This window comes from Pseudomonas sp. KNUC1026 (genome assembly GCF_021650705.1).
Classification (GTDB): domain Bacteria; phylum Pseudomonadota; class Gammaproteobacteria; order Pseudomonadales; family Pseudomonadaceae; genus Aquipseudomonas.
Genome location: NZ_CP087138.1, coordinates 1,623,283 through 1,649,271, shown reverse-complemented (window position 1 = coordinate 1,649,271; position 25,989 = coordinate 1,623,283). Strand labels below are relative to the sequence as shown.

Below are 25,989 nucleotides of genomic sequence, written 5' to 3'. Positions count from 1 at the left end.
GGCCCTTCGACCTGCTGGCGATGCCCGTGGTTCAGCCCAGCAGCGGCAAGGTTTGCCCATAGTCGCCCGGCAGCGCTGGCGGGCAGGGTTCGGCCAGCGGCCACCAGCGCGGCAACAACGCTTGCACCTGCGGCTGCGCGAAGCGGTCGTCGATCAGCACCACCACACCCTGGTCGCCCTCATCACGAATCACCCGGCCGGCGGCTTGCACCACCTTGTGCAGCCCGGGGTAGAGATAGGCGTAGTCGTAGCCGGCGCCGTAGCGCTGCTGCAGGCGCTGGCGCAGTTGCTCGTTGACCGGGTTCAGCTGCGCCAGGCCCAGGGTGGCGATGAAAGCACCGATCAGGCGCCCTCCGGGCAGGTCGATGCCTTCGCCGAACGCCCCACCCAGCACCGCGAAACCGATACCCCGGCCGCCTTCGACGAAACGTGCGATGAAGGCTTCGCGCTCGGCTTCGCCCATTCGCGGCGCCTGGGCCCACACCGGCACACCCGGCGCCTCTGCGCGCAATGCGCCAAGCGCCTGTTCCAGGTACTGATAGCTGCTGAAGAACGCAAGATAATTACCCGGCTGGCGGCGGTATTGCCCGGCAAGCACCTGCGCCAGCGCGGCCAGCGAGCTTTCGCGGTGCTGATAGCGGGTCGACACATGCCCGGCCAGACGCACCTGCAACTGGCGCGCGGCGAACGGCGATGGCACATCCAGCCAGGCACAATCGGCGGGCAGGCCCAGCAGATCGAGAAAGTAGCGCGCCGGGCTCAGGGTGGCGGAGAACAGCACCACGCTGTGCGCCGCCTGCATGCGCGGCGCCAGTGCCTGGGCTGGCACCAGATTGCGCAGGCACAGCCGCGAGCGGCGCTGGCGGCCGAGGTCGTACTGGTGGCTGTCGAAGATATGCCCCTCGCCGAAGCGCTCGGCGATCCGTTGCACATGCAACGCATCGAAATAGAACTCGAGCCATGGCCCCTGCAAACCCTGGGGGTTTTCGTTCAGGCAGGTGTTGAGCGCGCCGACGCAACCTTGCAGCGCTGCCAGCCAGGCCGCCGGCGGCGACGCTGCGGCCTGATACGCCGCAGTTTGCTCGGCATTGAGCGCATTCCAGGCGCGCCACAGGCGCTGCAGCGGGCCGGCCAGCCCAGGCAAGGGCGCCTTGCGCAGCGGCACCAGGCGCTGTTGGTCGAGCTCGGCGCTGTACATGCTGCGCGCGCGGTCGACCAGGTTGTGCGCCTCGTCCACCAGCAGCGTGGCGCGCCAGCCTTGTTGCAGCGCCAGCCCGTGCAACCAGGCGCTGACGTCGAACCAGTAGTTGTAATCGCCCACCAGTACGTCGACCCAGCGTGCCATTTCCTGGACCAGGTAATAGGGGCACACCTGATGGCGCAAGGCGATCTCGCGCAGAGCCTGGCGGTCGAGCCAGCCTGCCTGCCCTGCCTCTGCACGGGCGGCAGGCAACCTGTCGTAAAACCCCGGGCCAGCGGGCAGGCCTCGCCATGGCAGGCGGTGCCGGGGTGTTCACAGGCTTTGTCGCGCGCCACCAGCTCGAGCACCCGCAACGGCACCTCAGGCGTGCGCAGCCGCGCCATGGCGTCGAGCGCCAGGCGCCGCCCGGGCGTCTCGGCGGTGAGGAACAGCGACACATCCAGTTGCTGCGGCGCCATGGCCTTGAGCACGGGGAACAAGGTGCCCAGGGTTTTGCCGATCCCGGTGGGGGCCTGCGCCAGCAGGCAGCGGCCGGTGCTGGTGGCCTTGAACACGGTCTCGGCCAACTCGCGCTGGCCTGGCCGCCAGCTGGCCAGCGGGAACACCAACTGGCCCAGCCCTGATCCCGCGCCTCGCGCCGGGCCTGTTCCTGCTGTGCCCAGTGGACATAGCGCTGGCACAACTGTTCGAAAATCCGCTGCAAGGCCACGGCCTGGTGGTGCTCTTCGAAGCGCGTCTGCTTGCCGCTGTCCACGTCCAGGTACACCAGCGCCACGGTCAGCTCGCTCAAGCCTCGGAGCTGGCACATCAGCCAGCCGTAGACCTGCGCCTGCGCCCAGTGCAGCGCGCGCAGGTTCAGCGCCTGGCGGGCAAGGTCACCGCGGTAGGTCTTGACCTCTTCCAGGCAATTGCGTGCGCCATCGAAGCCGTCGGCACGGCCACGCACCAGCAACTCGCCATGCTGCCCCTCCAGTGGCACTTCGCTCTGGTAATCAGGCCCCGGCCCGCTGCAACCTGCTGGTGCCCGGCGATGCCTTCGAGCGCGCTCGGTGCCGGCGTGAAACGCAGGTCCAGATCGCCCGCGCGGGCGCCGAACTCGCACAAGGCGCGCACCGCCACGCGGTAGCTCACGCCACGGCCTCGGCCTGCCAGGTGACGTGGCACACCTGCAGCGGCAGCCCCTGCTCGGCACAGAACGCTACCCAGCGCAGCTGGTTGTCCTGCAGGCGATCACCCGGCCCCTTCGCCTCGACCATGCGATAGCGCCGCTCCGCCGGCCAGAACTGGATCAGGTCGGGCATGCCGGTGCGGTTGGCGGCGATGTCTTCGAGCAGCCGCTCGAAGCAGCGGCGCAGGTGCTGCGCCGGAATGCAGGCCAGCGCCAGCTTCAGCAGCTCAGGATTGAGTGCGCCCCAGAACACGAATGGCGTCGAAAGGCCGTGCTTTTCCTCGAACCGCGCCAGGATCGTGGCCCGGTAACGGCCGTCGTCAAGCTCGGCCAGGCAGCTGTCGAACAGTGCCTGGCGGCGCGTGTAAAAATCCGGCTGGTGCAGGTCGGCCGGCCCGTGCTGGAAACGATGAAAGAACGCGCCGGGCAACGGCGCGAAGATCGCCGGCCAGCACGAACAGGCCGAACAGTGAATTGAACAGGGCGTTTTCCAGGTACAGCACGGGGGCATCGGCCGTCTCCAGCGCCTGGCCCACGGCCCGTTCGACGCTGGCGGCGCGCGGCAACGCCAGGTGCAGCAATTCGGGTTTGGCCGGTGCAGCCCGGCGCAGGGCCGGGCGCCGAGGCCGCGCAGCAAACGCGGCAACATGCGCGGCAGGGCCTGGGCTTCGGCGGCGTTGCGGGGGGCGGCCTGGGCCTGCTCCCAGAGCGCGAAAGCCTCTGCGAAGCGCCCCGCCACTTCCAGCACCCGCAGCAGCCGCCAGCGCGCCTGCGGCCAGGTGCACGGGCGATAAAGCCGCTCGGCCAGTTCGCCCAGCCCTTGCCGCTCTGCCGCCTGGCCCATCAGGAACAGCAGCTTCTGGCGCCGGCCCTCGAGCCAGGGGTTGGCGGTGCTCACCTCGGCCAGCGACGCCTCGAGCGCTTCCAGCGCTTCGCCTGCCTCGAGCCGGTCACGCAGGCCGTGCAGTACCAGTGCCACGTCGATGTCGCTGCGGCAACCGAGCGCGCGGGATTCCGCCGCCAGCTCCACGGTTTCGAAGCGGTGCAGGCCCAGATCGACCAGCACGAACTGCGACCAGTCCTGATGCAGGTTGCCGAAGAACATCAGCCGCAGCCGTTCGCACAACAGCCTGACCCGCAGGGTGTAGAGCGGGCCCAGCGCGGCGCACCAATGGGCGAAGGGCTGCGCCTGGGGGTAGCGCTCCAGCAACCACGCCAGTTGTTCGGGCTTGCGCCAGGCCGCCTTGAGCCCTTCGTGCTGAAAGCGCTGGGCAAGCTCAGGTTTGGTCAACTGCGCGCACAGTTCACTGGCGTTCAGCGGCTGCTGGCTGCATAGCCAGCCCAACGCCAGCAATGGCGCTGCGGCGCTGGCCGGGCAGCCGATCTCCGGGTAGGCCAGGCGGCTGTGGCGAAAGTGCTCGCCCTTGCGCATCACCAGGCGCACCAGCAATGCCTGCGAAGGCTGCGGCAGCGTATGAAAACGGCCGATGAACGCCTGCTCGTCGGCGTCGAGCAGGTCGGCGTAGCGCTCGGCCAGCCAGGCCAACGCGGTGCGGAAATTCACCAGGGTAATCAGAGGGTCGTCGAGCGGGTTCACATTGGGCATCCGGTTCACGCCGCTGTTTATACATACAGCTCTCGAAGTGGGCAAGACCGCTCTGACCGATGGGCGGTTTGAGCCGGCGCGCCCCGGCTGCTACTCTCGGCGCCCCCTTCTTGCGCCTATGGACCGCTGACCATGCTCGACGCGTTGCTGTTCGACCTCGATGGCACCCTGACCGACACTGACCGCCTCCACCTGGTGGCCATCCAGCAGTTGCTGATGGAAGAAGACAACCGGCCGTTCGGCGAGGAAGAGTTCATGGAAAAGTGCAGTGGCCGGGCCAACCCGCAGCTGTGCGCCTTGCTGTTCCCCGAGCGCAACGTCGAAGAACACCGCGCCTTCGCCGACCGCAAGGAAGCGCGCTTTCGCAAGCTGTCAGCCAGGCTGGAGCCGATCCCCGGGCTGCTGCGCCTGCTGGCGTGGAGTGACGAGCATGGCATCGGCCGGGCGGTGGTTACCAATGCCCCGCGGGCCAACGCCGATCATATGCTGGCGGCCCTGAACCTGGCCGGGCGCTTTGCGCATGTGGTGGTGGCCGAGGAGTTGCCGCGCGCCAAGCCCGACCCGCTGCCCTACCAGACCGGCCTGCTGAAGCTGGGCGCAACGCCGGCCCAGGGCATGGCGTTCGAGGATTCGATCCCGGGCCTCACCGCCGCCAAGGGTGCCGGGCTGTACACCGTGGCCCTGGCCACCAGCCAGAGCCCGGGAAGCTTGCTGGCCGCAGGCGCGGACCTTGCCATCGAAACCTTCGACGACCCCCGCCTGTGGGCCGAGCTTGAGCGCCGCACTCAGGCCTGAGCGCTGCTCCAGTCGACCCAGCCAAACGCCCAGGTCGCCAGGATCAGCAAGCCGAAGGCGATGCGGTACCAGGCGAACACGGCGTAGCTGTGGTTGGCGATGAAGCGCAGCAGCGCGCGCACGGCGATCATCGCGAAGATGAACGACACCACGAAACCCAGGGCGAACACCGGCACATCCGAAGCCTGGAACAGGTGGCGGTACTTGAAGCCCGAGTAGAACGCCGCACCGACCATGGTCGGCATCGCCAGGAAGAACGAGAACTCGGTGGCGGCCTGGCGCGAGAGGCCGAACAGCAGGCCGCCGATGATGGTAGAGCCGGAGCGCGATGTGCCCGGAATCATCGCCAGGCACTGGCAGCAGCCGATTTTCAAGGCGTCCGACCAACGCATCGCATCCACATGCTCCACCCTCACCACGTGCTCGCGCTGCTCGGCCCAGAGCATGATCACCCCGCCGATCACCAGCGCCAGCGCCACGGTGATGGGGTTGAACAGGTATTCCTGAATCTGGTCGGAAAACGCCACCCCCAGCACCACCGCCGGAAAGAACGCCAGCATCAGGTTGACGGTGAAGCGCCGCGCCTTGGGCTCGGTGGCAAGCCCGCCGACCACGTCGAAGATCTTGCGGCGAAACTCCCAGACCACGGCCAGGATTGCACCGAGCTGGATGATGATGTTGAACGCCTTGAAGCGTTCACCGCCAAAGCCCAGCAGGTCGGCCACCACGATCTGGTGGCCAGTGCTGGAGATCGGCAGAAATTCTGTAAGCCCCTCGACAATGCCGAGGATGATCGATTGTGCTGCGGTCCAAACGTCCATCTTTCCCCCTGGTCGGCCCACGCGGGCGCAAGCCTTGAATGGCGCACAATCTAAAGATGGCTGCCTGAAAAAAACGTGAAACTTTTCAACAGCTTCGTGAGCATAATTCAACGAATCGCTCAAGCATTCGACGCGCGAGCTTAATCGGTGGAGCAATCACTGCGGCGAAAATCTTGTATCAGAGTGCCATTAGCGCGGCAGGGCTGCGGATATAGCACGCCTGCGATTACAATTGCCTCCCTTTTCTGCCCTCGGAATGCGATCCGATGTCCGCACTTGAATGGCTTGCCGTAGCGATCAGCGCCCTGTCGGTGTGGCTCACCGTAATCCGCACGCCCTGGTGCTGGCCCATCGGCCTTGTGGGCGTGGTGCTTTATGGCTGGCTGTTCTTCGGGGTGCGTCTTTACTCCGATGCCTTGCTGCAAGGGGTATTCGCGGTGCTGCAGCTTTATGGCTGGTGGCAGTGGACCCGTGGCGGGCAGCGCCACGATGGCCGGCAGGTCAGCAACCTGGGCGGGCGCGGTCAACTGATCGGGCTCGCCTGCGGCGCCCTCGGTGCGCTGGCGCTGGGCTCGGTGATGGCGCATTTCACTGACGCCGAGCAACCCTGGCTGGACGCCGCCCTCGCTGCCTTCAGCCTGGTGGCCCAGGCCTGGATGGCGCGCAAGTACCTGCAATGCTGGCCACTGTGGCTGGCGATCGATGTGGTGTACGTGGGCCTTTACCTGGTCAAGGACCTGAACCTGACCGCCCTTCTCTACGCAGGCTTCGTTGTCCTGGCCGCCCTGGGCTGGCGCCAGTGGCGCGCCGACCCGGCACTGGCCAAGTGAAGGTCGTGGTGCTCGCCGGGCCGGAGTCGGCCGGCAAAAGCCGCCTCGCCGAGCATCTGCACGCACACTTCGGCGGGCTGCGGGTGGATGAGTACGTTCGCCAGTACTACCAGCAGCTGGGCCGCGAAACGACCCTGGCCGACATCACCCCCATCGCCGAGGGCCAGCTGGCCCACGAAGACGCAGCTCGCGCCCGGCAGCCACGGCTGCTCATCCTCGACACCCACCTGCTGAGCAACCGCCTCTGGAGCCTGGCCCTGTTCGGCGATTGCCCGGCGTGGCTCGAGCCTGCGCTGCTGGCGCGCCATTACGACCTGACGCTGCTGCTGGCCCCCGAAGGCGTGCCGTGGATCGATGACGGCCAGCGTTGCCAGCCGCTACTGGCGCAACGCCAGGCGTTCTATCGCGACAGCCGTGGCTGGCTCGCCGCCCACCGGCAATGCTTTGCCGAACTGGCGGGCGATTGGGCCAAGCGCGAAGCCGCAGCCATCGAGCTCGTAGGCAAATTATTGAATGCCTGAAAGTTGCCGCTCATCTGCGCAATTGAATCTTTCGGTCATTCAACCGTCATACGGGGCAAGCAGCCTGATGTTGAAAATAACTATTTTTTACAAAGGTTGTGACTTGAGCGGGTGCTCCCGGCATCAACACTTTCAACGACCCGCCGGGTTGAACACCAAATACGCCACGGCCGCAGTATTGGCGGCCAACAGAGAGCTGAACATCCATGAACGCTACGCTCCGTGTCAACGAAGCATTGCTGATTGCCAACCACGCCTTCCAACCCTTCCAGTGCGTCGCCTGGGCGCCCGATGCCAACGGCGAGCTGAGCCTGTCGGTCGTTGACCGCACCAGCACCCGCATCGGCCATGCGCGCATTCCCAACAGCACCTACACCAGCCGCCGCGAGTTGGCCAGCCTGCTTGAAGAAGTGCGCGCCGAATTGTCGCATGGCGGTTATACGCTGCAACCCTGGCACATGCCACGCTGAACTAACAGCAGCACTGCGCTGCCAATAAGAGCGTCCTGATCATTGAACTAACGGTGGTTCATGAGTGCGTTCGATTGGCATCGGCTATTGCTGGAAAAGACTACCCTCAACTTCCTCTGGGAAGTTGCCGCGCGCACTGCGCTGGCTTATGGGGTGGTCTTTTCGTTTCTGAAGATCGCGGGGCGCCGTGGCGTTCGGCAACTATCGCTGTTCGAGCTGGTGGTGATCCTCACCCTGGGTTCGGCTGCGGGCGATGTGACCTTCTACGAAGACGTGCCCATCCTGCCGGTGGTGACGGTGTTCGTAACCATGACCCTGCTCTACCGCCTCACTACATGGGCCACCGAGCGCAGCAGCCGGTTCGGCCAGTGGCTACAAGGCAAACCGATCCTGATCGTGCGCGACGGCCACTTCGATGCCGGCTCCCTGGCGGCGGGCAACGTCAGCCACGATGAGTTCCTGATGGAGCTGCGCCTGCATGGCGCCGAACACCTGGGCCAGATCCGGCTGGCGTTTCTGGAGGTGAATGGCGATGTAAGCCTGTACTTCTACGAACCCGAGCAGGTTCGCCCCGGGCTGTCGATCCTGCCCGCCGAACACCGCGACATCGTGACCCAAACGCGTGAGGCCGGCACTTATGCCTGTGAATGGTGTGGCGCAGTGCGGCAGATGCGGGCACTGCAGCACTACACCTGTGATGAGTGCGGGCATGAACGGTGGAGCCGGGCGCTGGAGCATACGAAAGCCTGAGGCCGCCCTAGTAACTTTGATAGCTGTCATAGATCAGCGACGGCGCTAGGATTGCGGCCAATAACGCTTGTATCGTGATTTCCATGAACGTTTGCATCCGAACCGATATAGCCTCGACCGTTTTACATTCCAGGATGGCTTATACCCCTTTTGGTGCGCACTACCCGCGCAATGCTAAATCGATGGTGGGATTTGCCGGTGAGTTAGCCGAGGCGTCGACCGCTGCTTACCTGCTCGGGCATGGATACCGCAGGTATTTATCCGGCCTTATGAAATTTTCAAGACCAGACCACTTTTCGCCCTTTGGTGCTGGTGGACTCAATGCTTACGCCTACGGCAAGAGCGAACCGGTCAACAATCTGGATCCTTCGGGTGCGAGCCTGATATCCATGCTCGGTCGCATGATACGGCTGCTGGAGCGAGCAGCCGATCGCGTTTGGGCGATGCAGCGGTCCTACGTCCCAAGAGTCCTGCTGCTGCCTCAGATAGGGGTGGGGGTAGCTGTGGGGGCCCGAGGCGTACGAATAGCTTCGGCGCTGATACCTGGAATTGCGCAATCTGCAGTTGCCAGAGCAGTGGCGCAGTCAACTTCCAATATCGCTGGAACGCTTATCGTGAGCCCTGCCGTGATCCGGCTTGTTCAGGCTCCTGTCAACGCAGCGTTGGAGTTTGCCACAAGGATTCCAGGCTATTTGGATATGTCGGCTGTATTGTTAACCCGGCGCTACAACGAAACCATGCGCCAGGCTGTTCCGAGTTTCGGGCACGTTGTGCAGCAGGTGTAAAGACTTACCCACCCCAAGTGCGCCAAACCTTTTTAAAGGTCGTCAATAGGTAGGCAGATAGCATCGAGCTGGTGAGCCAGCCCCGCTGCCAGATTCATGCGCAATGGCCCGCGCTCGAGATTCACCAATGCTGTATCACACCCCAAGGGGGCAACCCGCCCATAGCGCAGGCGGCCGTCGGTAAGTATCAAGCAATGCTGGCGCTCCAATGGGTGTTGCTTGCGCCGCCGGGCCAGCCACTGGCGAGCACTGTCGAGCGCCTCGACCAAGGGCGTGCCGCCGCCCGCGCCCAACTGTGTCAACCACGGCTGCAACGCAGCGCTGGCCTTGAGCCCTTGCCTGGCCCACTGCGGCGCGCGGCCAGCGGCGGTGATCAATGCCAGGTGGGCACGTTGGCGATAGGCCTGGTCGAACACCGCCTCCAGCAAGCCCTTGCCCGCGCTCAAGGCACCGTGCCGGCGAGTGGAGGCCGAGCTGTCGACGATGACCAGCCATAACGCCGGGGGTGCCGACAGCCGCTGGCGCCACTGCAATTGAGCGCGGCTGCGCGGGCGCCCGCCGGCAAGCGTTGCCACCCGAATCGATGCGCCCGCCCCCGCCACGTGCACCAGCCTGGCCACGCGGGCGGGGGCTCAGGGCTTTTCTGGCCAGCCCGGCAGGCTGCGGCGCGGGCCGTTGGCTTGAGGGGCAGGCGGCAGCTCGCCCCAATCGCCCGCACCGCCCTGGCCCGCTTCGCTACCCTGCTCACGCGGGGCCTGCGCTGGGGATTCAGGCGGGAATTTGCGCCGGTGGCGCAAGGCAAATTCGGCGGTGGCATCGATGGCCAACTGGTCGATCGCCGCCTCACCCCGCCACGCCGCATGGGCACGTGCCGCGCGCAGCCAGACCAGGTCGGCACGCAGGCCGTCGACACCCGCTGCGTGGCAACGCTCGTTGATCTGCGAGAGCGACGCGTCGTCCAGCGCAATGCCAGGCAACACTCGCCGCGCCTGGGCGCAACGCTCGCGCAGGGCCTGCTGCTCGCCCGCCCACTGCGCGATGAACGCCTGCGGCTGCTCGTCGAAGGCCAGGCGCCGGCGCACGATCTCGCCGCGCTCGGCCGGTGCCGGCGCTGAGCCCAGCTCGACGCTCAGGCCAAAACGGTCCAGCAGTTGCGGGCGCAGCTCGCCCTCCTCCGGGTTCATCGTGCCGATCAGCACAAAACGCGCCGGATGCTCATGCGAGACGTTGTCGCGCTCCACGCGGTTGACCCCACTGGCGGCGACGTCCAGCAACAAGTCCACCAGGTGGTCGGCCAGCAGGTTGACCTCGTCGACGTAAAGCACCCCGCCGTCCGCCGCAGCCAGCACGCCAGGCGAAAGCGCACCTGGCCTTCGCCCAGCACCGCTTCCAGATCGAGGCTGCCCACCAGCCGCTCCTCGGTGGCGCCCAGTGGCAAGGTGACGAACGCGCCGCCATCGAGCAGGTCGGCCAGGCCGCGCGCCAGCGTGCTCTTGGCCATGCCGCGCGGCCCTTCGATCAGCACGCCGCCCAGGCGCGGGTCGATCGCAGCCAGGCACAGCGCCAGTTTCAGGTCGTCGGCACCGACCACTGCGGCCAAGGGGTAATGCTGGATCATGAGTCTTCTTCGCTGTCGATGAGCAGGTCTTCGAGCGCCGCCCGATAGCTGCCCGGGGATTGCCAGAGGCCGCGTTGCTGGGCTTCGAGCAGGCGCTCGGTGATGTCGCGCAGGGCTGCCGGGTTGTTTGCCTGCAAAAAACCGCGCGTGTCGGGGTCGAGCAGGTACGCCTCTGCCAGCTGCTCGTACTGATGATCGTCCACCAGCTCGCTGGTGGCATCGAAGGCGAACAGATTGTCGACCGTGGCCGCCAGCTCGAACGCCCCCTTGTAGCCATGGCGCTTGGCACCTTCGATCCACTTGGGATTGGCGGCGCGGCCGCGCACCACTCGGCCCAGCTCTTCCTTGAGGGTGCGAATGCGCGGCACATCGGCCACGCTGTGGTCGCCGTGATAGCTGGCAGCCTCGCGGCCGCTCAAATGCCTCACCGCCGCGAGCATGCCGCCCTGGAACTGGTAGTAATCGTTGGAATCGAGCAGGTCATGCTCGCGGTTGTCCTGGTTATGCAGCACCGCCTGCACCTGGCCCAGGCGCTCGGCGAAGGCGTCACGCGCCTCGGTGCCGTCTTCGCCGGTGGCGTAGGCGTAGCCGCCGTGGTTCAGATACACCTCGGCAAGGTCTGCACGGCTGGCCCACTGCTGGCCGTCGATGGCGTTCTGCACACCGGCGCCATACGCACCGGGTTTGGCACCGAACACCCGCCAGCTGGCGCGGCGCAAGGCCTGCTCCGGCGCCTGGCCTTCAACCTGCAGGCGTGCCTGCTCCTGGCGCACCCGCGCGGCCAGCGGGTTCATGTCGTCGGGCTCGTCCAGCGCCGCCACCGCTTGCACGGCGGCATCGAACAGGCGAATCAGGTTGCCGAAGGCATCACGGAAGAACCCCGAGACGCGCAATGTCACGTCCACGCGCGGGCGGTCGAGCAGGCTCAGGGGCAGGATCTCGAAATCGTCGACCCGCTGGCTGCCGGTCGCCCACACCGGGCGCACCCCCATCAGGGCCAGCGCCTGGGCGATGTCGTCGCCACCGGTGCGCATGGTGGCAGTGCCCCACACCGATAGGCCCAGCTGGCGCAGGTAGTCGCCGTGGTCTTGCAGGTGGCGCTCCAGCACCAGGTTGGCCGAGGCGAAGCCGATCCGCCAGGCGGTCACGGTCGGCAGGTTACGCACATCCACCGAATAGAAATTGCGCCCGGTGGGCAGTACGTCGAGCCGGCCCCGGCTGGGCGCGCCACTGGGCCCGGCGGGTACGAAGCGCCCGGCCAGCGCCGCCAGCAGCCCGCCCATCTCGGCATCGCCGCAGCGGTCCAGGCAAGGCGCAACCTGCTGACGCAACCCATCGAGCACCGCACGTACCGGTGCGAAGGCGTCATCGGCGGGCAGCGGTGCGCCGTCGACCAACGCCAGCGCCAGCGCTTCCAGGCGCTCGCGGGTATCGCCCTGGGTGCGCCAGGGTTCACTGCTGGCCTGCGCAAGCAATGCCGGGCGCGGGCCCGTCCAGGGCTCGCCGAACAGGCAATCGAGGGGGTCGAAACCCAGCCCCAAGGCCTGGGCCAGCGCGCGCGGCAGGCTGGCGTTGGCGCCCTTGCCGTCGGCGCGCGGCACCCGCAGCAGAGCGGCCAGGGTGTCACTGCGCAAACGCCCGGCCGGCGCTTCGCCGAACACGTGCAGGCCGTCGCGGATCTGCGACTCCTTGAGGTCGCACAGGTAGGTGTCCAGCGCCGGCAGCCAGGTGTCAGCGGCCTGCGCGGTGTCCAGTTGCAGCTCGCGGTCCAACGCGGTTTCACGCACCAGCGAGAGGATGTCCTTCTGCAAGGCCAGCGCACGGCGCGGGTCGAGCAACTGGGCTTCGTAGTATTCGTCGGCCAGCCGCTCCAGGTCGCGCAGCGGGCCGTAGGTTTCGGCGCGCGTCAGCGGTGGCATCAAATGGTCGATGATCACCGCCTGGGTTCGGCGCTTGGCCTGCGCGCCTTCGCCAGGGTCGTTGACGATGAACGGGTAAACGTTGGGCAAGGGGCCGAGCAGCGCGTCCGGCCAGCACTCGGCCGAAAGCCCCACGCCTTTGCCCGGCAACCACTCAAGGTTGCCGTGCTTGCCCACGTGCACCAGCGCATCGGCCAGCCAGGCGTGGCGCAGCCAGAAGTAGAACGCCAGGTAGCCGTGGGGCGGCACCAGGTCGGGGTCGTGGTAGATCGCGCTGGGGTCGAGTCGATAGCCACGCGCCGGCTGGATGCCGACGAATACCTGCCCATAGCGCAGGCCGGCCACCATCATGCGGCCCTGGCGGAACATCGGGTCGCTGGCCGGATGGCCCCAGCGCTCGTTGACCGCTGCTTGCAGGCTCGCCGGCAAGGCCTCGAAGGCCGCGCGGTAGTCCTCAAGCGCCAGGCTCTGGGCGCAGGGGCGCAGGTCGAGCTGCTCAAGGTCGTTGGTGACGCCACCCAGCAGCGCGTGGATCAGCGCGGTGCCGGACTCCGGCAACTCACTTACGCCATACCCCTGCTCGCCCAGCGCACGCAGGATATTCAGCGCGGCCGCCGGCGTATCCAGGCCGACGCCGTTGCCGATGCGGCCATCGCGGGTGGGGTAGTTGGCCAGGATCAGCGCTACACGCTTTTCGCTGTTGGGCCGCGTCGCCAGCAATGCCCAGCGCCGCGCCAGCTGGCCGACGAAGGCCATGCGCTCGGGGTGGGCCTGGTAGCACACCACATCGCTCTGGCTGCGCTCGCTGCGCCAGGCCAGGCTCTTGAAGCTGATCGGCCGGGCGATGATACGGCCGTCCAGCTCCGGCAGGGCAATGTGCATGGCCAGGTCGCGCGGGCCCAGGCCCTGGGTATTGGCCTCCGAGCCGGGCTGGTTGTCCTGCGCGCAGATCGCCTGGATCACCGGGATGTCGCGGCGCAGCGGGCGCAGGTTGGGCGATTCGGGATTGGACAGGGCAAAGCCTGTGGTGTTGAGCACCACGGCAGCGCCAGCCTCGTCCATCCAGGCCTCGGCCTGGGCCAGGCACGCCGGCTCCTTGAGGCTGGCCACCGCGATTGGTAGGGGGTTCAGGCCCTGCTCGGCCAGGACCTGGCAGAAAGTGTCGAGAAAGCCGGTATTGGCTGCCTGCAGGTGCGAGCGGTAGAACAGGATCGGCGCCACCGGAGCGCCGGCCTGCCACTCACGCTGCCAGTCGGCGAGTGCGGGGCTGGCGATATGCGGATGGTAGATCGCGCAACGCGGCAGCGCCTGCGGCGGCACCCAGGGCATGGGCCGGCCCAGGTAGCGATCGGCCAGGAAACCATACAGCGCCCGGGCGTTGCCCAACCCGCCCTGACGCAGGTAGTGCCAGGCCTGCTCGGCCTCTGCGGCCGGCACCGTGCACAGCTCGGCCAACTGCGGGTCGGGCCGGTCATCGCCGGGCACCATCAGCAACTGCACACCCGACAGCGCACGAAGCTGTTCCACGCCGTAGCGCCAGTAGCCGACCCCACCGTGCAGCGACAGCAGGATCACCCGTGCATGGCGCAGCACCTGGTCGACATAGAGGTCGACCGAGGCGTGGTTCTGTACCTGCATGGGGTTGGCCAAGCGCAGGCTGGGGTAATCCTCCGGCAACTGGCGCGCGGCCTCGGCCAGCAGCGCGAGGTGCGAATCGCCGCTGCACAGGATCACCAGCTCCGCCGGGGTCTGGCCCAAGTCGGCAATGCTGTCGTCCGGCACGAAGCCACCTGGCTGGGTGCGCAACAGGTGCATGGGTCAGCCTTGCAGCGCGGCCAGCAGCTCGGCCTGGAGCGCTGCGGCGTCCAGTTCCTGGCCGATCAGCACCATGCGGGTAATGCGCGCCTCGCCCGCCTTCCACGGGCGATCGAAGTGCTTGTCGAAGCGGCAACCCACGCCCTGCACCAGCAGGCGCAGCGGCTTGCCCGGCACAGCGGCGAAGCCCTTGACCCGCAAGATGCCGTGGCGCATCACCAGCGAGGTGAGTGCAGCCAGCAGCTTCTCTTCGTCGGCTTCAGGCAGGTCGAGCGAGATGGAATCGAAAGCGTCATGATCGTGGTCGTCTTCGCCGTCACCGTGGTGGCTGTCGTGATGGCTGGGGCGGGCGTCGATGTGGGCTTCTGATTCGCTGCCCAGCCCCAGCAGCACCTCCAGCGGCAGCTGGCCGCTGCTCGCCTCGATCACCTTCACCGCGGCCGGCAGCTCTTCGCTGACCTGCGCGCGCACAGCCTTCAGGCCCTCCGCACTGATCAGGTCGGCCTTGTTCAGCACCACCAGGTCGGCGCTGGCCAACTGGTCTTCGAACAGTTCGTGCAGCGGGGATTCATGGTCAAGGTTGGGGTCGAGCTTGCGCTGGGCGTCGACCTGCTCGGGGTAGGCGGCGAAGGTGCCGGCGGCCACCGCCGGGGTGTCGACCACGGTGACCACGGCGTCCACGGTGCAGGCGCTGCGGATCTCCGGCCACTGGAAGGCCTGCACCAGTGGCTTGGGCAGGGCCAGGCCGCTGGTTTCGATCAGGATGTGGTCCAGATCGCCGCGACGCTGCACCAGCTCGCGCATCACCGGGAAGAACTCTTCCTGCACGGTGCAGCACAGGCAGCCGTTGGCCAGCTCGTACACCCGGCCATTGGCCTCTTCCTCGGTGCAACCGATGCTGCACTGCTTGAGCAGGTCGCCGTCGATGCCCAGCTCGCCGAATTCATTGACGATCACCGCGATGCGCCGCCCCTGGGCGTTGTCGAGCAGGTGCCGCAACAAGGTGGTTTTGCCCGAGCCGAGAAAGCCGGTAACGATGGTGACAGGGGTTTTGGCCAGCGTCTTCATGCAGGTGCCCTATGGCTGCGGCGGGCGCGGCGCCATGGCGTACGCCGGGGCAGACCCCAACGCAGGCATTCGCCACCGGATCACCCCGCCCGGTTGAAATAAGAATTGCTTGCGAGGCAGGTCTCCTGGCTCGCGGCCTGGCTTGCGCCGATGCCGGCGCCTTCCCGGGCCGCGCAGTACGCCGCCCAGTGGCCTTGCCGGCCCCATGGGCCACTTACAGTTGCGGGGGCAGCCGCGGCATCGCACCGCGTTCCCTGTTGGCCTGCAACGCGTTGCAGGCACCTCGAACGCGCAAGGCTACGCGCTGCGCCAGCCGAGGGCAAGCTGGCGCGCTGGGCGGGTCAGGCTTGCTGCATGCCCGGCAGATTACGCGCATACCAGGGCCGCAGTTTGGCCTGGTTGAGGTTGTCGCCCAGCTCGCCGCGCTCCAGCACTGTCACCCGCAGCGCCAGCTTCATCACGTCCAGGTCTTTTTCCACCGACTTGTCGATCCACATGCCCGGCCCTTCGGCGCAGTCGTGGCTCACCGGCCCCAGCCAGGGATCGTCGATCTCCACCCACTTGCCCTTGGCGAACCAGTGCACGCCATTGAGCTCGGCGCGTTGCACCTCACCGGGGTGGGCCATCTGGTGGGCGTCGTACCAGTCGTCGATGCGCTCGTCGATCCAGCCGTGGAAGCCCCAGAACACCGGGTTCACGTGGGAAGAGAACGGATCGCCGAGAAAATCGTTGGCCTGCACGAACCAGCGCTCGGAGAAATCCGACGGCGGCCGCGCCCAAGGCTGCGGCATGCCGTTGGCCGGATCACGCGGCACGCCCGCCCAGCAGATGTGCAGCCAATCGTGCAAGGTCATTTCGATTTCCGAGCCGAACTGGCCCAGGGTCATGCTGGCCAGGTACTGTGGGTCGCGAAACGCGACTCCCACACCTGGAAGTTGCCGAAGAAAGTATCGCGGCTTTTGATCCGCGCGACACCGATGCTGTAGGCCTCGTCTTCCGGCGCCAGCCAGGTGGGCGGCGCGCTGCTGCCGTGGGCGTTTTCGAAGTAGCGGATGAACCCTACACGGTCGGTCTCGGCCATCGGCACCGGCAGCGGAAAGTGTTGCCACGGCGGCGGCGCGTTCTTGGTGCGGGCTATGCCGAGCATGTGCCGGTGCATGTAGAGAAAATCGATGCCCGAACCGTTCTGGTCCTTGTACTTGCCGCGTGCGCCACGCTCGCTTTCCTTGGGGCCGGGCTGCCAGCCCAGGGTGCGCAGCGCCACGCGGCGGTCTTCACCGAGCAGGTGCCACTTGTCGCGCACGGTGTGCCAGAGCTGATGCGCAACGCGGTGCTGCGGGGCGATGACCCAGGCTGCCAGGGCCGGGTCCAGCGGCGTGCGATCGCGCGCTTCGACGAAGTCCTGCTTGCGCGCCGTGAACGGCAGCTCGAGCGGCTCCGAGGAGTCGGCCAGATCCAGCCGGCGCAAGGTGCCGGTCAGAGTGTCCTGTTTGTCGACGCCAAAACGCGCCCAGTCATCGCTCAGCTTTGCAACGAATTCATAGGTGGCCATCCGGCGTGGGCGGCTCAGGTCGAGCAGGCGCCAACGCACCTCGCCTTCACTGGCGCCCACCAGATCGCCCAACACCTGGTAATGAGGGGTGGCCTGGCTGTCCACCAGCTTGGCGTAATCGTCCACATAGCCGCGCAGGCCACGGCCGCGCTCGCCTACGTCCAGCAGCAAGGTCGCGCCTTGCAACGGGCTGTTCAGTCCGGTAGGCGTCACCAGCTCGACCGTCCAGACGCCGCGCAGCAGGTTGCCGAGCCGTTGCATCGGCACGTCCGCAATCTGCTGGCTGGCTTCATTGGGCGTGCCGCCCTCGGCCCACCATTTCTTGGCGGCGAAAGCGCCCTTGTAGGCAACCGGCGCCAGTGCACCGGCCACCACCGCGCCCGCCATTAACGCGCGTCGTGAGAGTTTCATTCGATCACCCATCCATTGGGCCTACCAGGCCAAACGTCGTTAAAACGAAAAACCGTTGTAGATCAGCAACTTGCAAACCGTAGGCAGGATTTTCCGAGCGCTTGACGGGTTGTTGACACAAAATGTAGCAGATTCAGTGGCCCACTTGGGAACTGACGTCTGGCAGGTGAAAGATGAAATTCACCCAGCCAGTTGCTGTGCCAACCATGGCAAGGCCTCTTCACAGGCCTCGGCAGCCTTGACCGCCCAGAGCTGGTCCGCGCGCGTGCGGCCAAGATTGATGGCCAGCAGTGGCTTGCCCTGGCGGGACATTTCCTGGCACAGGCGATAGCTGGAGTAGGCCATCAGCGAGGAGCCCACTACCAGCAAACCGTCCGCCTGCTCCACCGCCGCCCAGGCCGCCCGCGCGGTGGCCTCTGCCACGCCATCGCCGAAAAACACCACGTCAGGCTTGAGGGTATCGCTGCCGCAGGCTGCGCACAGCGGCATCTGGAAGCGCTCCAGAAAGTGGTTGGCCAGATGCGCATCGCCGTCGGGCGCGAGCACCGCGTGCACGTCCTGCAGGCCCGGATTGAGCGCTTCGAGCTCGGCCTGCACCGCCAGCCGCGAATGGACCTGCCCGCAGCTCAGGCAACGTACCCGGTGCAGATTGCCGTGCAGCTCGATCACCGCTTCGCTGCCGGCGGCCTGGTGCAGGCCATCGACGTTCTGCGTGACGAGCTCACCCAGCCAACCACTGGCCTGCAGTTGCGCCAATGCCAGGTGCGCCGCATTCGGCCGGGCCTGCCCTACCCCTTGCCAGCCGAACATGGCGCGCGCCCAGTAACGCTTGCGCGCCTGAGCCGAGCCTACGAATTCCTGATGCATCATCGGTGCGTTGCCACGGCGCACGCCGTCGCTGTCCCGGTAATCCGGGATGCCCGAGGCGGTGCTGATGCCGGCGCCGGTCAACACCATGTAGCGCCCGCGCGCCAGGTAATGAGCCAGTGCATTGAGGGTGCTGTGGGTGCGCGCTTCGAGCATGTACTAGCCTCCAACCGGTGGGCGGGGTCCGCGTCACAGCCTAATCCATCGCGCATCGGCATCGCGCGCCCTCCATCGGAAATCTGTGCCTGCCCTCCTCGACTTTGGCAGGGGAGGTTTCTAAACGGCGGTTTTTTAAGAGATACTGGCTCTATGACATTAACTTGTGGCGGATAGTGAAATCCCCAGTTCGAGAGGCCCGATGACTTCACAGCCCACCGACCTGATGTACAAGATTCTGGTGCAAGGCGTAGTGGACTACGCCATTTACCTGCTCACCCCCGATGGCATCGTTGCCAACTGGAACGCCGGTGCCCAGCGCGCCAAGGGCTATACCGCAGAGGAGATCGTCGGCCAGCACTTTTCGGTGTTCTACAGCGCCGCTGATCGCGCGGCGGGCCTACCCGATCAAGGGCTGCAGATCGCGCGAAGCGCGGGCCACTTTCAGGCTGAAGGCTGGCGCTATCGAAAGGATGGTTCGGCATTCTGGTCGATGGCGGTCATCGATGCGCTGTACGACGATGACGGCACGCTGCTGGGCTTTGCCAAGATCACCCGCGACATCACCGAGCGGCGAAGGGCGCAGGAGCTGGTGGAGCGACAAAGGATGAGCTGGCAAAACTCTCCTCGTTCCTTGAGGTGATCATCGCCAACATCCCCTCCAGCGTGATCGTTCAGGACGCCGTCAGCCGCTCGGTGCTGCTGGTCAATCGCCGGGCAGAGCACCTGTTCGGCGTCACCCGCCAACAGTGGCAGGGCCAGAAATTGCACCAGCACCTGCCCGCCCCCTGGCTGCTTACCTGGACCGGGTGGTCGACGAAGCGATGCGCAGCAGCGGGCCGTTTCGCGACGAACAGGTACTGCCCACCGCGCACGGGCCGCGTAGCCTGCGCACCACCGGGCAGATCATCCCCGGCGCCGACCCACGCAGCCGCTATGTGCTGCTGATCAACGACGACCTCACCGACGAGCGCGCCGCCAGCGCGCAGATCCATCACATGGCGCACCACGACACCCTCACTGGCCTGCCCAACCGCGTGCTGTTTCGCGAGCAACTCGATGCCGTCCTGGCCGCGCCTGCGCCACGCAGGCCGGTGACGGCTGTGCTGTGCCTGGACATGGACAACTTCAAGGTCATCAACGATGCCCTCGGCCACCCGGTCGGCGACGCACTGCTGCGCGCGCTGGCCAGCCGCCTGCGCCAGGAGCTGCGCGAGCACGACCTGCTGGCGCGCCTGGGCGGCGACGAATTTGCAGTGGTGTTGCCGGGGCTTGCGTCGGTGGACGGCGCTGGCGTCAGTGCGCAGCGGCTGATCGATGCGGTGCGCGCACCGTTTCTGATCGACGGCCACACCGTCAGCGTCGGCCTGTCGATCGGCATTGCCCTGGCGCCCGGTGATCACGACAGCGGTGAACAACTGCTGCGCTGCGCCGACATGGCCCTGTACGAGGCCAAGCGCAACGGGCGAAACCGTTTCGAATACTTCCGCCTGGAGATGGACGAAACCGCCCGCCGCCGGCGCTCCACCGAGATGGACCTGCGCGAAGCCGTCACCGGGCAACAGTTGGAGCTGTACTACCAGCCCATCATCGACACCCTTTACAGCGATGTGACCGGCTATGAAGCGTTGATCCGCTGGCAGCACCCCCAGCGGGGCCTGGTGATGCCCCAGGCGTTCATCCCCGTGGCGGAAGAAACCGGCCTGATCCATGAGGTGGGCGCCCTCGCCCTGCATCAAGCCTGCCGCGAGGCCGCCAGTTGGGGAACCGAGCAGAGCGTTGCGGTAAATCTCTCACCGGTGCAATTCAAGAGCGACCGGCTCAAGGCAGTGGTGGCCTCGGCGCTGGCCGAGTCGGGCCTGGCGCCTGGCCGACTTGAGCTTGAGGTCACCGAATCGGTGTTGCTGGATAACAGCGACCGCAACATCGAAACGCTCAAGGCACTCAAGGCCCTGGGTGTGCGCATCGCGCTGGACGACTTCGGGACCGGTTACTCATCGCTGAGCTACCTGCGCTCGTTCCCGTTCGACAAGATCAAGATCGACAAATCGTTCGTGCAGGACGTGGAGCAAAGCCGCCAGTCGATGGCGATCATCCGTGCGATCACCGGCATGAGCCGCAGCCTCGAGATCCAGATTACCGCCGAGGGCGTAGAAACCCGCGAGCAGTACGAGCGGCTGCGGGAGGAAGGTTGCTCGCACTTCCAGGGCTACCTGTTCGGCAAGCCGGTGCCTGCCGGGCAGCGGCTCAAGCGGCTCTGAGCGTCAGGCCTCCAGCGCCAGCCGCTGGTGCCATTGCGCGATGGATTCTTCGGGGTAGCCGTCGAAGTGCTGATCTTGCGGGTTGCCCTGCACTTCGACCCAGGCCGCCCTGGAGCCCAGCAGCAGGTGCGTATGCTCCGGCGGCACCGGCAGCTCGGTGTCGATGGCACTGGCGAATGGGTGGATCAACTCGGGCCACTCAGGGCTGAAGAGCCATAGGCCGCTGCCGCACACACCACAGAAATGGCGCTCGGCGCTGCTCTTGCTGCCGTCCTCCATGCGCGCGTGATAGATGCGCACATGCCGGGTGCCATGGACCTTGAGGCTCTTGGCATCTCCGCTCAGGTTGATGGCATAGCCCCCTGCCCCTTGGGTCTTGCGGCAGATCGAGCAATAGCAGCGCTGGTAAGGATAGGGGTGCGGGCTTTCGAGGCAAAAGCGCACAGCGCGGCAATGGCAGGATCCTTCGAGGTGCATGGTCAAGCTCCATGGGGAGGTAGCGGTGATGCATGGACCACTACATGACCGTTCTGTTTCCCCCGGGGCGATAAAAAACCTACCGCAGCACTAGCCCTTGAGAAAGCGGCCGCTGGCAGCCACCAGCCCCATCAAAAGCACTAGTACCGCCAGCGCCCACGCAAGCCCCACCAGATGCGCGGCAAAACCGATCAGGGCAGGCCCCAACAGGATGCCGGCGTAACCCAGGGAAATCAGTGCCGGAACTGCGGTGCGCTGCGGCATGCTGGTCTGCCGCCCCACGGCAGTGAACAGCACCGGCACGATATTGGCGCAGCCCGCCCCCACCAGCGCATAACCTGCCAGCGCCGCCGGCCAGCCCGGCAGCAGCAACGAGAGCGCAAGGCCTGCAGCTGCCAGCAACCCGCCCAGCACCACCACACGCACCCCGCCCAGGCGCGCAACGATGGCATCGCCAGTCAGGCGGCCGAGGGTCATGGTCGCGGCGAACGCCGCATAACCCAACCCCGCCCAGGACGGCTCCATGCCGCGTTCGCCGATCAGGAACAACCCGCTCCAGTCCAGCATCGCGCCTTCGGTCAGAAAGACAATGAAGCACAAAAGCCCAAGGAACAGCACCACGCCCCGCGGCACTGCAAAGGGCGGGCCTTCCCGCTCGCTGCCGTAGGGCAGCAGGTGTGGCGCTGATCGCCAGAGCAGCAGCAACGTCAGGCCCACCAGGCACAGCACGGCCGGCAGCGCAGCAAGGCCCAGGCTGAGCAAGGCGGTCATGCCGGCCGCACCGGCGATGCCGCCGACGCTGAACAGCCCGTGAAAGCCCGACATCAACGGCCTGTCGCTTGCCTTGTCGACGATCACCGCCTGCACGTTCATGGCGCAGTCGAGCAGCCCCATGGCTGCGCCGAACGCCACGATGGCCACCGCCAGCAACCAGGGCTGGCTGAACGTGGCCAGTGCCGGCAGCGTCAGGCACACCAGCAACGTGCCGAGCACAATGGCGAAGCGGCAGCCGCGCAGGCTGCACAGGTGGCCGGCCAAGGGCATGGTGAGGATGGACCCTGCGCCCAGGCCCAGCAGCATCAGCCCCAACGTGCCGTCATCGAGCTGGGCGCGGGCCTTGGCCAGTGGCACCAGCGGCGCCCAGGCCGACATGCAAAGGCCGGCGATGAAGAAGGCGACGCGCGTGGAAAAGCGCTCGCCCGGGCCGGCGGCGAGCGAAGCGATGGCAGGTTGGGCAGTCATGGAGAATCCGTTGCGGGTGTGCAAAAGCCCCAACACTGGCCGCTGGCGGCGCCAATTGCAAGCTTGCGTGGCAAGCGGCAGTGCCCTAACCTCCCGGCGCCTGCCTCGGGAAGCCGGTTCGAATCCGGCGCGGTCGCGCCACTGTATTCGGCCTTGCCGAAAGCCAGACCCCGCACAGGCCCATCACTTTTTCGAGCAACGGGGCGCGTAAACCCCCAGCGGAGCTAACGACCATGCGTACCTTCCTGCCGGCCCTGGCCTGCACCCTGGCCCTCTGCGGCCCGGCGCTCGCTGCCCAGCCCTATCCGGTCACACTGAGCAACTGCGGCCACAACCTCACCTTCAATGCTGCGCCCGCCCGGGTGGTGAGCATCGGCCAGGCCAGCACCGAAGTGCTCCTGAGCCTGGGGCTTGCTCCCAAGGTGGTCGGCACCGCGCTGTGGTTCGGGCCGTTGCCGCCGTCGCTTGAAACCGCAGCCAAGGGCATTCCGCGGCTGGCCGACAACGCCCCCAGCTTCGAATCGGTGGTGGGCAAGGCACCGGAGCTGGTCACCGCCCAATACACCTACAACATCGGCCAGGGCGGCGATGTCGCGACCTTCGAGCAGTTCCAGGGCCTGGGCATCCCGGCTTATGTGTCCCCCAGCGATTGCGACGGCAAGGCGGTGACCAGCACTTCCAACGGCGACGGTGCCCGCCTGGTGCCGTTCGACATGGCCCTGATCGACCGTGAAGTCACTGAACTGGCGCGCATCTTCAATGTGCCGGCCCGGGGCCAGGCCGTGCTCGAGGCCCAGCACCAGCGCCTGGCGAAGGCTGTCGCCCGCGCCCAGGCCAACACCCACAAGGCCTCGGTAGCGTTCTGGTTTTCCAGCGCGCGCCTGGAAGGCGACGCGTGGGTAGCCGGCAACAGTGGCGTGCCAGGCTACATCGCCCGTACCCTGGGCCTGCGCAATGTGATCGACAGCGCCGATGAATGGCCCAACGTCAGCTGGGAGCAGCTGGCCAAGCAGGACCCGGATTATCTGGTCATCACCCGCATGGACCGCCGCCGCTACCCGGCCGACGACATCGAGAAAAACTCGCCTTCCTGCACAGCGACCCGGTCGCCTCGCAGCTCAAGGCTGTGCGCAACGGGCATGTGATCGTGGTCGATGCGCAGTCGCTGAACCCTTCGCTGCGGGTCACCGACGCGCTCGAAGCCGTCGCCCAGGGCCTTGGCACCCCATGAGGGCACCCGGCATCGCCACGCTGCTGCTGGGCCTGGCGGCGCTGCCGCTGAGCATGCTGCTGGCGGCGTCCATCGGCGAATTGCCGGTACCGCTGCTGACCACCGCTCAGGCTGTGCTCAACGGCCTGGGGCTGGGCCATTACCCGGTCACGCCCATCCAGCAGGGCATCGTCTGGGATTACCGCGCCAGCCGCGCGGTGGTCGCCGCCTGCTGCGGCGCAGGCCTTGCACTGTGCGGCACGCTGTTGCAGGCCCTGCTGCGCAACGCACTGGCCGAGCCTTACGTGCTGGGCATCAGCGCCGGCGCCTCCACCGGTGCGGTGATGGTGATGTTGCTGGGCTTTGGCGGCGGCGCCCTGGGGCTGCCGCTGGGGGCGTTTCTCGGCGCGACCCTGGCCTTTGTGCTGGTGCTGGCCCTGGCCGCACGGCAAGGCAGCGGGCCGACACGCATGATCTCTCCGGCGTTGCCGGGGCGCAGCTGTTCAACGCACTGACCGCTTACATCGTTTCGACCTCGGCCAACGCCGAACAGGCGCGCAGCGTGATGTTCTGGCTGCTCGGCAGCCTCAGCGGGGTGCGCTGGGGCGATGCCGGGCTGGCGCTTGCCGTGGTGGCCGTGGGCCTGGTGGTCAGCCTGCTGGCCGCGCGCGCGCTCGACGCCTTTACCTTTGGCGAAACCGCCGCCGCCAGCCTCGGCGTGCCGGTACCCGCCGTGCGCCTGGTGCTGCTGGCCTGCACCGCACTGATCACCGCCGCGCTGGTGAGCATCGTCGGCGCGGTGGGCTTCGTCGGGCTGGTGATTCCCCATGCCGCACGGTTGCTGGTGGGGCCAGGGCATGCACGGCTGGTACCGGCAGCGGCGTTGATCGGCGCGCACTTCGTGGTGCTGGCCGACATCGTTTCGCGGGTGCTGATCCCGCAACAGGTGTTGCCCATCGGTGTGGTCACGGCGTTGGTGGGCGCACCGGCATTTGCCTGGCTGCTGCAACGCGAAGGGCGCACGCGATGAGCTTGCGCGCCGAAGCGCTGCACTGGCGCTTGGGCGGCCATGCCTTGCTGGCCGGCGTCAGCCTGCAGGTGCCGGTGGGCGGTGTGCTGGGCCTGATCGGCCCCAACGGCTCGGGCAAATCTTCCCTGCTGCGCCTTCTGGCAGGCCTGGCGAAGCCGGATGCCGGGCAGGTGTGGCTGGACGAACGCTGCCTCGGCCAGTGGCGCCGCCGCCCGCTGGCAAGGCGCATCGCACTGGTCGAGCAACACGCCAGCACCGAGGCCGACATTCGCGTGGAGGATGTGGTCGCGCCTGGGCCGTACGCCGCACCGGGCGTTGCTGGCTGGCTGGTCGGCCGAGGACGACCAAGCCGTGGCGGCGGCGCTGGAGCGGGTGGGCATGGCCGGCCGGCGCCAGCAGGCCTGGCACAGCCTGTCCGGTGGCGAGCGCCAGCGGGTGCAGATCGCCCGCGCCCTGGCGCAGCAGCCCGGCGAATTGCTGCTGGACGAGCCCACCAACCACCTGGACATCCAGCACCAGCTCGAGCTGCTGACGCTGGTGCGCCAGCTACCGTTGACCTGCGTCGTCGCGCTTCACGACCTTAACCTGGCAGCACGCTTTTGCGATCGGCTGGCGCTGCTGCATCAGGGGCAACTGGTTGCCCAGGGCAGCGCCGCCGAGGTGTTGACCCCGGCGCGCCTGCGCCAGGTCTACGGCGTGCAGGCGCATGTCGAAACCTCGGCCGCCACCGGGCACCTGCGCATCGAATACCTGGGCGCCGATCAGAACCCCTGACTCACGCTCACGCCATGGTTCAGTGAGAAGCGCGGGTCGATCAGGCGCAGGCCCTTTTCGCCTTTCACGGTCGCGACGGTCACGTGGTAGGTGTGCACCTTCTGCGTGAAGACGTCGGGGTCGCGGCTGAGCTGCTTGACCGCCGGGCTCTTGGCCCAGTCGGCGACCGGCTTCTGGCGGATGTCGAGGGTCACGTCCCAGGCCTGGTCCACCGCAGGCCCCTGCTGGCCCTTGGCCTCGGAGACGTCCTTCACCTCGGCGATCTCGAAACCGTCTGCGTAGCAGAAGCCCTGGCTGCCGACCTGATGCGCAGCACGCCCGGCATCGGTCAGGTCATAGCTGGCGCCGTTTTTGGTCAGCAGGCCTGCCGACACCAGCGCGTCGAACGCAGGCGCGTTGCCGCTGGCAGGGCCGGGGCCGGAGAAGCTGTCGCTGAGGGTCACGGGGAAATTCCTGAACATCGGCGCCGTGAGGCAGGCCTGGCCGTCGAGCTGGCCGGCCAGGGCGGCCTGGATGTCGCTGTCGGATGGCTTGTCGCTGCAGCCAGCCAGTGCGGAGAAGGCGCCGGCCAGTGCAGCCAGGCGATGGAAAGCGGTAAAGCGCATGGGGTCTCCCTGAGCGTTGGAGTGAGCGGGCCTTGCG

At 66.9% G+C, this 25,989-nt stretch carries 16 protein-coding genes, 7 pseudogenes and 1 riboswitch; of the genes and pseudogenes, 10 read left to right on the top strand and 13 right to left on the bottom strand.

All coding sequences use genetic code 11. The annotated features are described in order from the left end of the window. Nucleotides 1–31 precede the first annotated feature (31 nt). Together LN139_RS07500 and LN139_RS07495 are read right to left on the bottom strand one after the other, a co-directional pair. Nucleotides 32–2,332 (bottom strand): annotated as a pseudogene (locus LN139_RS07500) (ATP-dependent DNA helicase). Continuing rightward, nucleotides 2,329–3,975, bottom strand: a pseudogene (locus LN139_RS07495) (VRR-NUC domain-containing protein). Before LN139_RS07495 ends, LN139_RS07500 begins: the two co-directional pseudogenes overlap by 4 nt. A gap of 132 nt (nt 3,976–4,107) precedes the next feature. Between LN139_RS07495 and LN139_RS07490 the strand changes: the two are divergent. Further along, a complete protein-coding gene (locus tag LN139_RS07490; protein WP_236359371.1) occupies nt 4,108–4,770 on the top strand; it encodes an HAD family hydrolase in 663 nt (220 codons plus the stop codon). On the opposite strand, the gene LN139_RS07485 is transcribed toward LN139_RS07490, so the two are convergent. After that, nucleotides 4,761–5,591, bottom strand: a complete 831-nt coding sequence (locus LN139_RS07485; protein WP_236359370.1) for an undecaprenyl-diphosphate phosphatase — start codon at nt 5,589–5,591, stop codon at nt 4,761–4,763. The genes LN139_RS07490 and LN139_RS07485 overlap by 10 nt on opposite strands. Nucleotides 5,592–5,857: 266 nt before the next feature. Here LN139_RS07485 and pnuC point away from each other — a divergent pair, with 266 nt between their 5' ends. Together pnuC and LN139_RS07475 are read left to right on the top strand one after the other, a co-directional pair. After that, a complete protein-coding gene (gene pnuC, locus LN139_RS07480; protein ID WP_236359369.1) occupies nt 5,858–6,421 on the top strand; it encodes a nicotinamide riboside transporter PnuC in 564 nt (187 codons plus the stop codon). Further along, nucleotides 6,418–6,942 (top strand): AAA family ATPase, encoded by a 525-nt coding sequence (locus tag LN139_RS07475; protein WP_236359368.1) that lies wholly within the window; start codon nt 6,418–6,420, stop codon nt 6,940–6,942. The genes pnuC and LN139_RS07475 overlap by 4 nt, the downstream gene beginning before the upstream one ends. A 46-nt stretch (nt 6,943–6,988) precedes the next feature. Here LN139_RS07475 and LN139_RS07470 read toward each other — a convergent pair whose 3' ends face one another. Next, a complete protein-coding gene (locus tag LN139_RS07470) occupies nt 6,989–7,150 on the bottom strand; it encodes a hypothetical protein (RefSeq protein WP_236359367.1) in 162 nt (53 codons plus the stop codon). On the opposite strand from LN139_RS07470, the gene LN139_RS07465 reads away from it, so the two are divergent. The 3 genes from LN139_RS07465 to LN139_RS07455 all read left to right on the top strand — a co-directional run bounded on the left by LN139_RS07465 (nt 7,149) and on the right by LN139_RS07455 (nt 8,947). Then, entirely contained in the window at nt 7,149–7,412 is a 264-nt protein-coding gene (locus LN139_RS07465; protein WP_236359366.1) for a hypothetical protein, read from the top strand. The genes LN139_RS07470 and LN139_RS07465 overlap by 2 nt on opposite strands. A gap of 60 nt (nt 7,413–7,472) precedes the next feature. Further along, nucleotides 7,473–8,162 (top strand): DUF421 domain-containing protein, encoded by a 690-nt coding sequence (locus tag LN139_RS07460; RefSeq protein WP_236359365.1) that lies wholly within the window; start codon nt 7,473–7,475, stop codon nt 8,160–8,162. 83 nt (nt 8,163–8,245) lie between these two features. Then, nucleotides 8,246–8,947, top strand: a complete 702-nt coding sequence (locus tag LN139_RS07455) for an RHS repeat-associated core domain-containing protein (protein ID WP_236359364.1) — start codon at nt 8,246–8,248, stop codon at nt 8,945–8,947. Nucleotides 8,948–8,979: 32 nt separating this feature from the next. Here LN139_RS07455 and LN139_RS07450 read toward each other — a convergent pair whose 3' ends face one another. From LN139_RS07450 to LN139_RS07425, 6 genes and pseudogenes are all read right to left on the bottom strand, one after another. Then, nucleotides 8,980–9,555: a vWA domain-containing protein gene (locus LN139_RS07450; RefSeq protein WP_442964417.1), complete on the bottom strand. Its 576-nt coding sequence runs from the start codon at nt 9,553–9,555 to the stop codon at nt 8,980–8,982. Between the two features lie 24 nt (nt 9,556–9,579). After that, a pseudogene (locus LN139_RS07445) lies at nt 9,580–10,565 on the bottom strand (ATP-binding protein). Continuing rightward, a complete protein-coding gene (gene cobN, locus LN139_RS07440; protein ID WP_236359362.1) occupies nt 10,562–14,299 on the bottom strand; it encodes a cobaltochelatase subunit CobN in 3,738 nt (1,245 codons plus the stop codon). The pseudogene LN139_RS07445 and the gene cobN overlap by 4 nt, the downstream one beginning before the upstream one ends. Nucleotides 14,300–14,302: 3 nt before the next feature. Beyond that, a complete protein-coding gene (cobW, locus tag LN139_RS07435) occupies nt 14,303–15,367 on the bottom strand; it encodes a cobalamin biosynthesis protein CobW (protein WP_236359361.1) in 1,065 nt (354 codons plus the stop codon). A 98-nt stretch (nt 15,368–15,465) separates the two neighbouring features. Further along, nucleotides 15,466–15,668: riboswitch (cobalamin riboswitch) on the bottom strand. A gap of 40 nt (nt 15,669–15,708) precedes the next feature. After that, nucleotides 15,709–17,330 (bottom strand): annotated as a pseudogene (gene pvdP / locus LN139_RS07430) (pyoverdine maturation tyrosinase PvdP). A 180-nt stretch (nt 17,331–17,510) separates the two neighbouring features. Further along, nucleotides 17,511–18,353, bottom strand: coding sequence for an NAD-dependent protein deacetylase (locus LN139_RS07425; RefSeq protein ID WP_236359360.1), 843 nt, complete (start codon nt 18,351–18,353; stop codon nt 17,511–17,513). 202 nt (nt 18,354–18,555) lie between these two features. On the opposite strand from LN139_RS07425, the pseudogene LN139_RS07420 reads away from it, so the two are divergent. Continuing rightward, nucleotides 18,556–20,614, top strand: a pseudogene (locus LN139_RS07420) (putative bifunctional diguanylate cyclase/phosphodiesterase). 3 nt (nt 20,615–20,617) lie between these two features. Here LN139_RS07420 and LN139_RS07415 read toward each other — a convergent pair. After that, complete coding sequence (locus LN139_RS07415) at nt 20,618–21,091, bottom strand: GFA family protein (protein ID WP_236359359.1); 474 nt, start codon at nt 21,089–21,091, stop codon at nt 20,618–20,620. A gap of 90 nt (nt 21,092–21,181) precedes the next feature. Next, on the bottom strand, nt 21,182–22,333 hold the full coding sequence (locus LN139_RS07410; protein ID WP_236359358.1) for an MFS transporter: 1,152 nt from the start codon (nt 22,331–22,333) through the stop codon (nt 21,182–21,184). A gap of 233 nt (nt 22,334–22,566) precedes the next feature. On the opposite strand from LN139_RS07410, the gene LN139_RS07405 reads away from it, so the two are divergent. The 3 genes and pseudogenes from LN139_RS07405 to LN139_RS07395 all read left to right on the top strand — a co-directional run bounded on the left by LN139_RS07405 (nt 22,567) and on the right by LN139_RS07395 (nt 25,347). Continuing rightward, nucleotides 22,567–23,478, top strand: a complete 912-nt coding sequence (locus tag LN139_RS07405) for an ABC transporter substrate-binding protein (RefSeq protein WP_236359357.1) — start codon at nt 22,567–22,569, stop codon at nt 23,476–23,478. An 82-nt stretch (nt 23,479–23,560) separates the two neighbouring features. After that, nucleotides 23,561–24,573: pseudogene (locus LN139_RS07400) on the top strand (FecCD family ABC transporter permease). Further along, a pseudogene (locus LN139_RS07395) lies at nt 24,570–25,347 on the top strand (ABC transporter ATP-binding protein). The pseudogenes LN139_RS07400 and LN139_RS07395 overlap by 4 nt, the downstream one beginning before the upstream one ends. On the opposite strand, the gene LN139_RS07390 reads toward LN139_RS07395, so the two are convergent. Further along, nucleotides 25,335–25,952 carry a hypothetical protein gene (locus LN139_RS07390; RefSeq protein ID WP_236359356.1) on the bottom strand — a complete coding sequence of 206 codons (618 nt, stop codon included), beginning with the start codon at nt 25,950–25,952 and terminating at the stop codon, nt 25,335–25,337. The pseudogene LN139_RS07395 and the gene LN139_RS07390 overlap by 13 nt on opposite strands. Between the last annotated feature and the right edge of the window lie 37 nt (nt 25,953–25,989).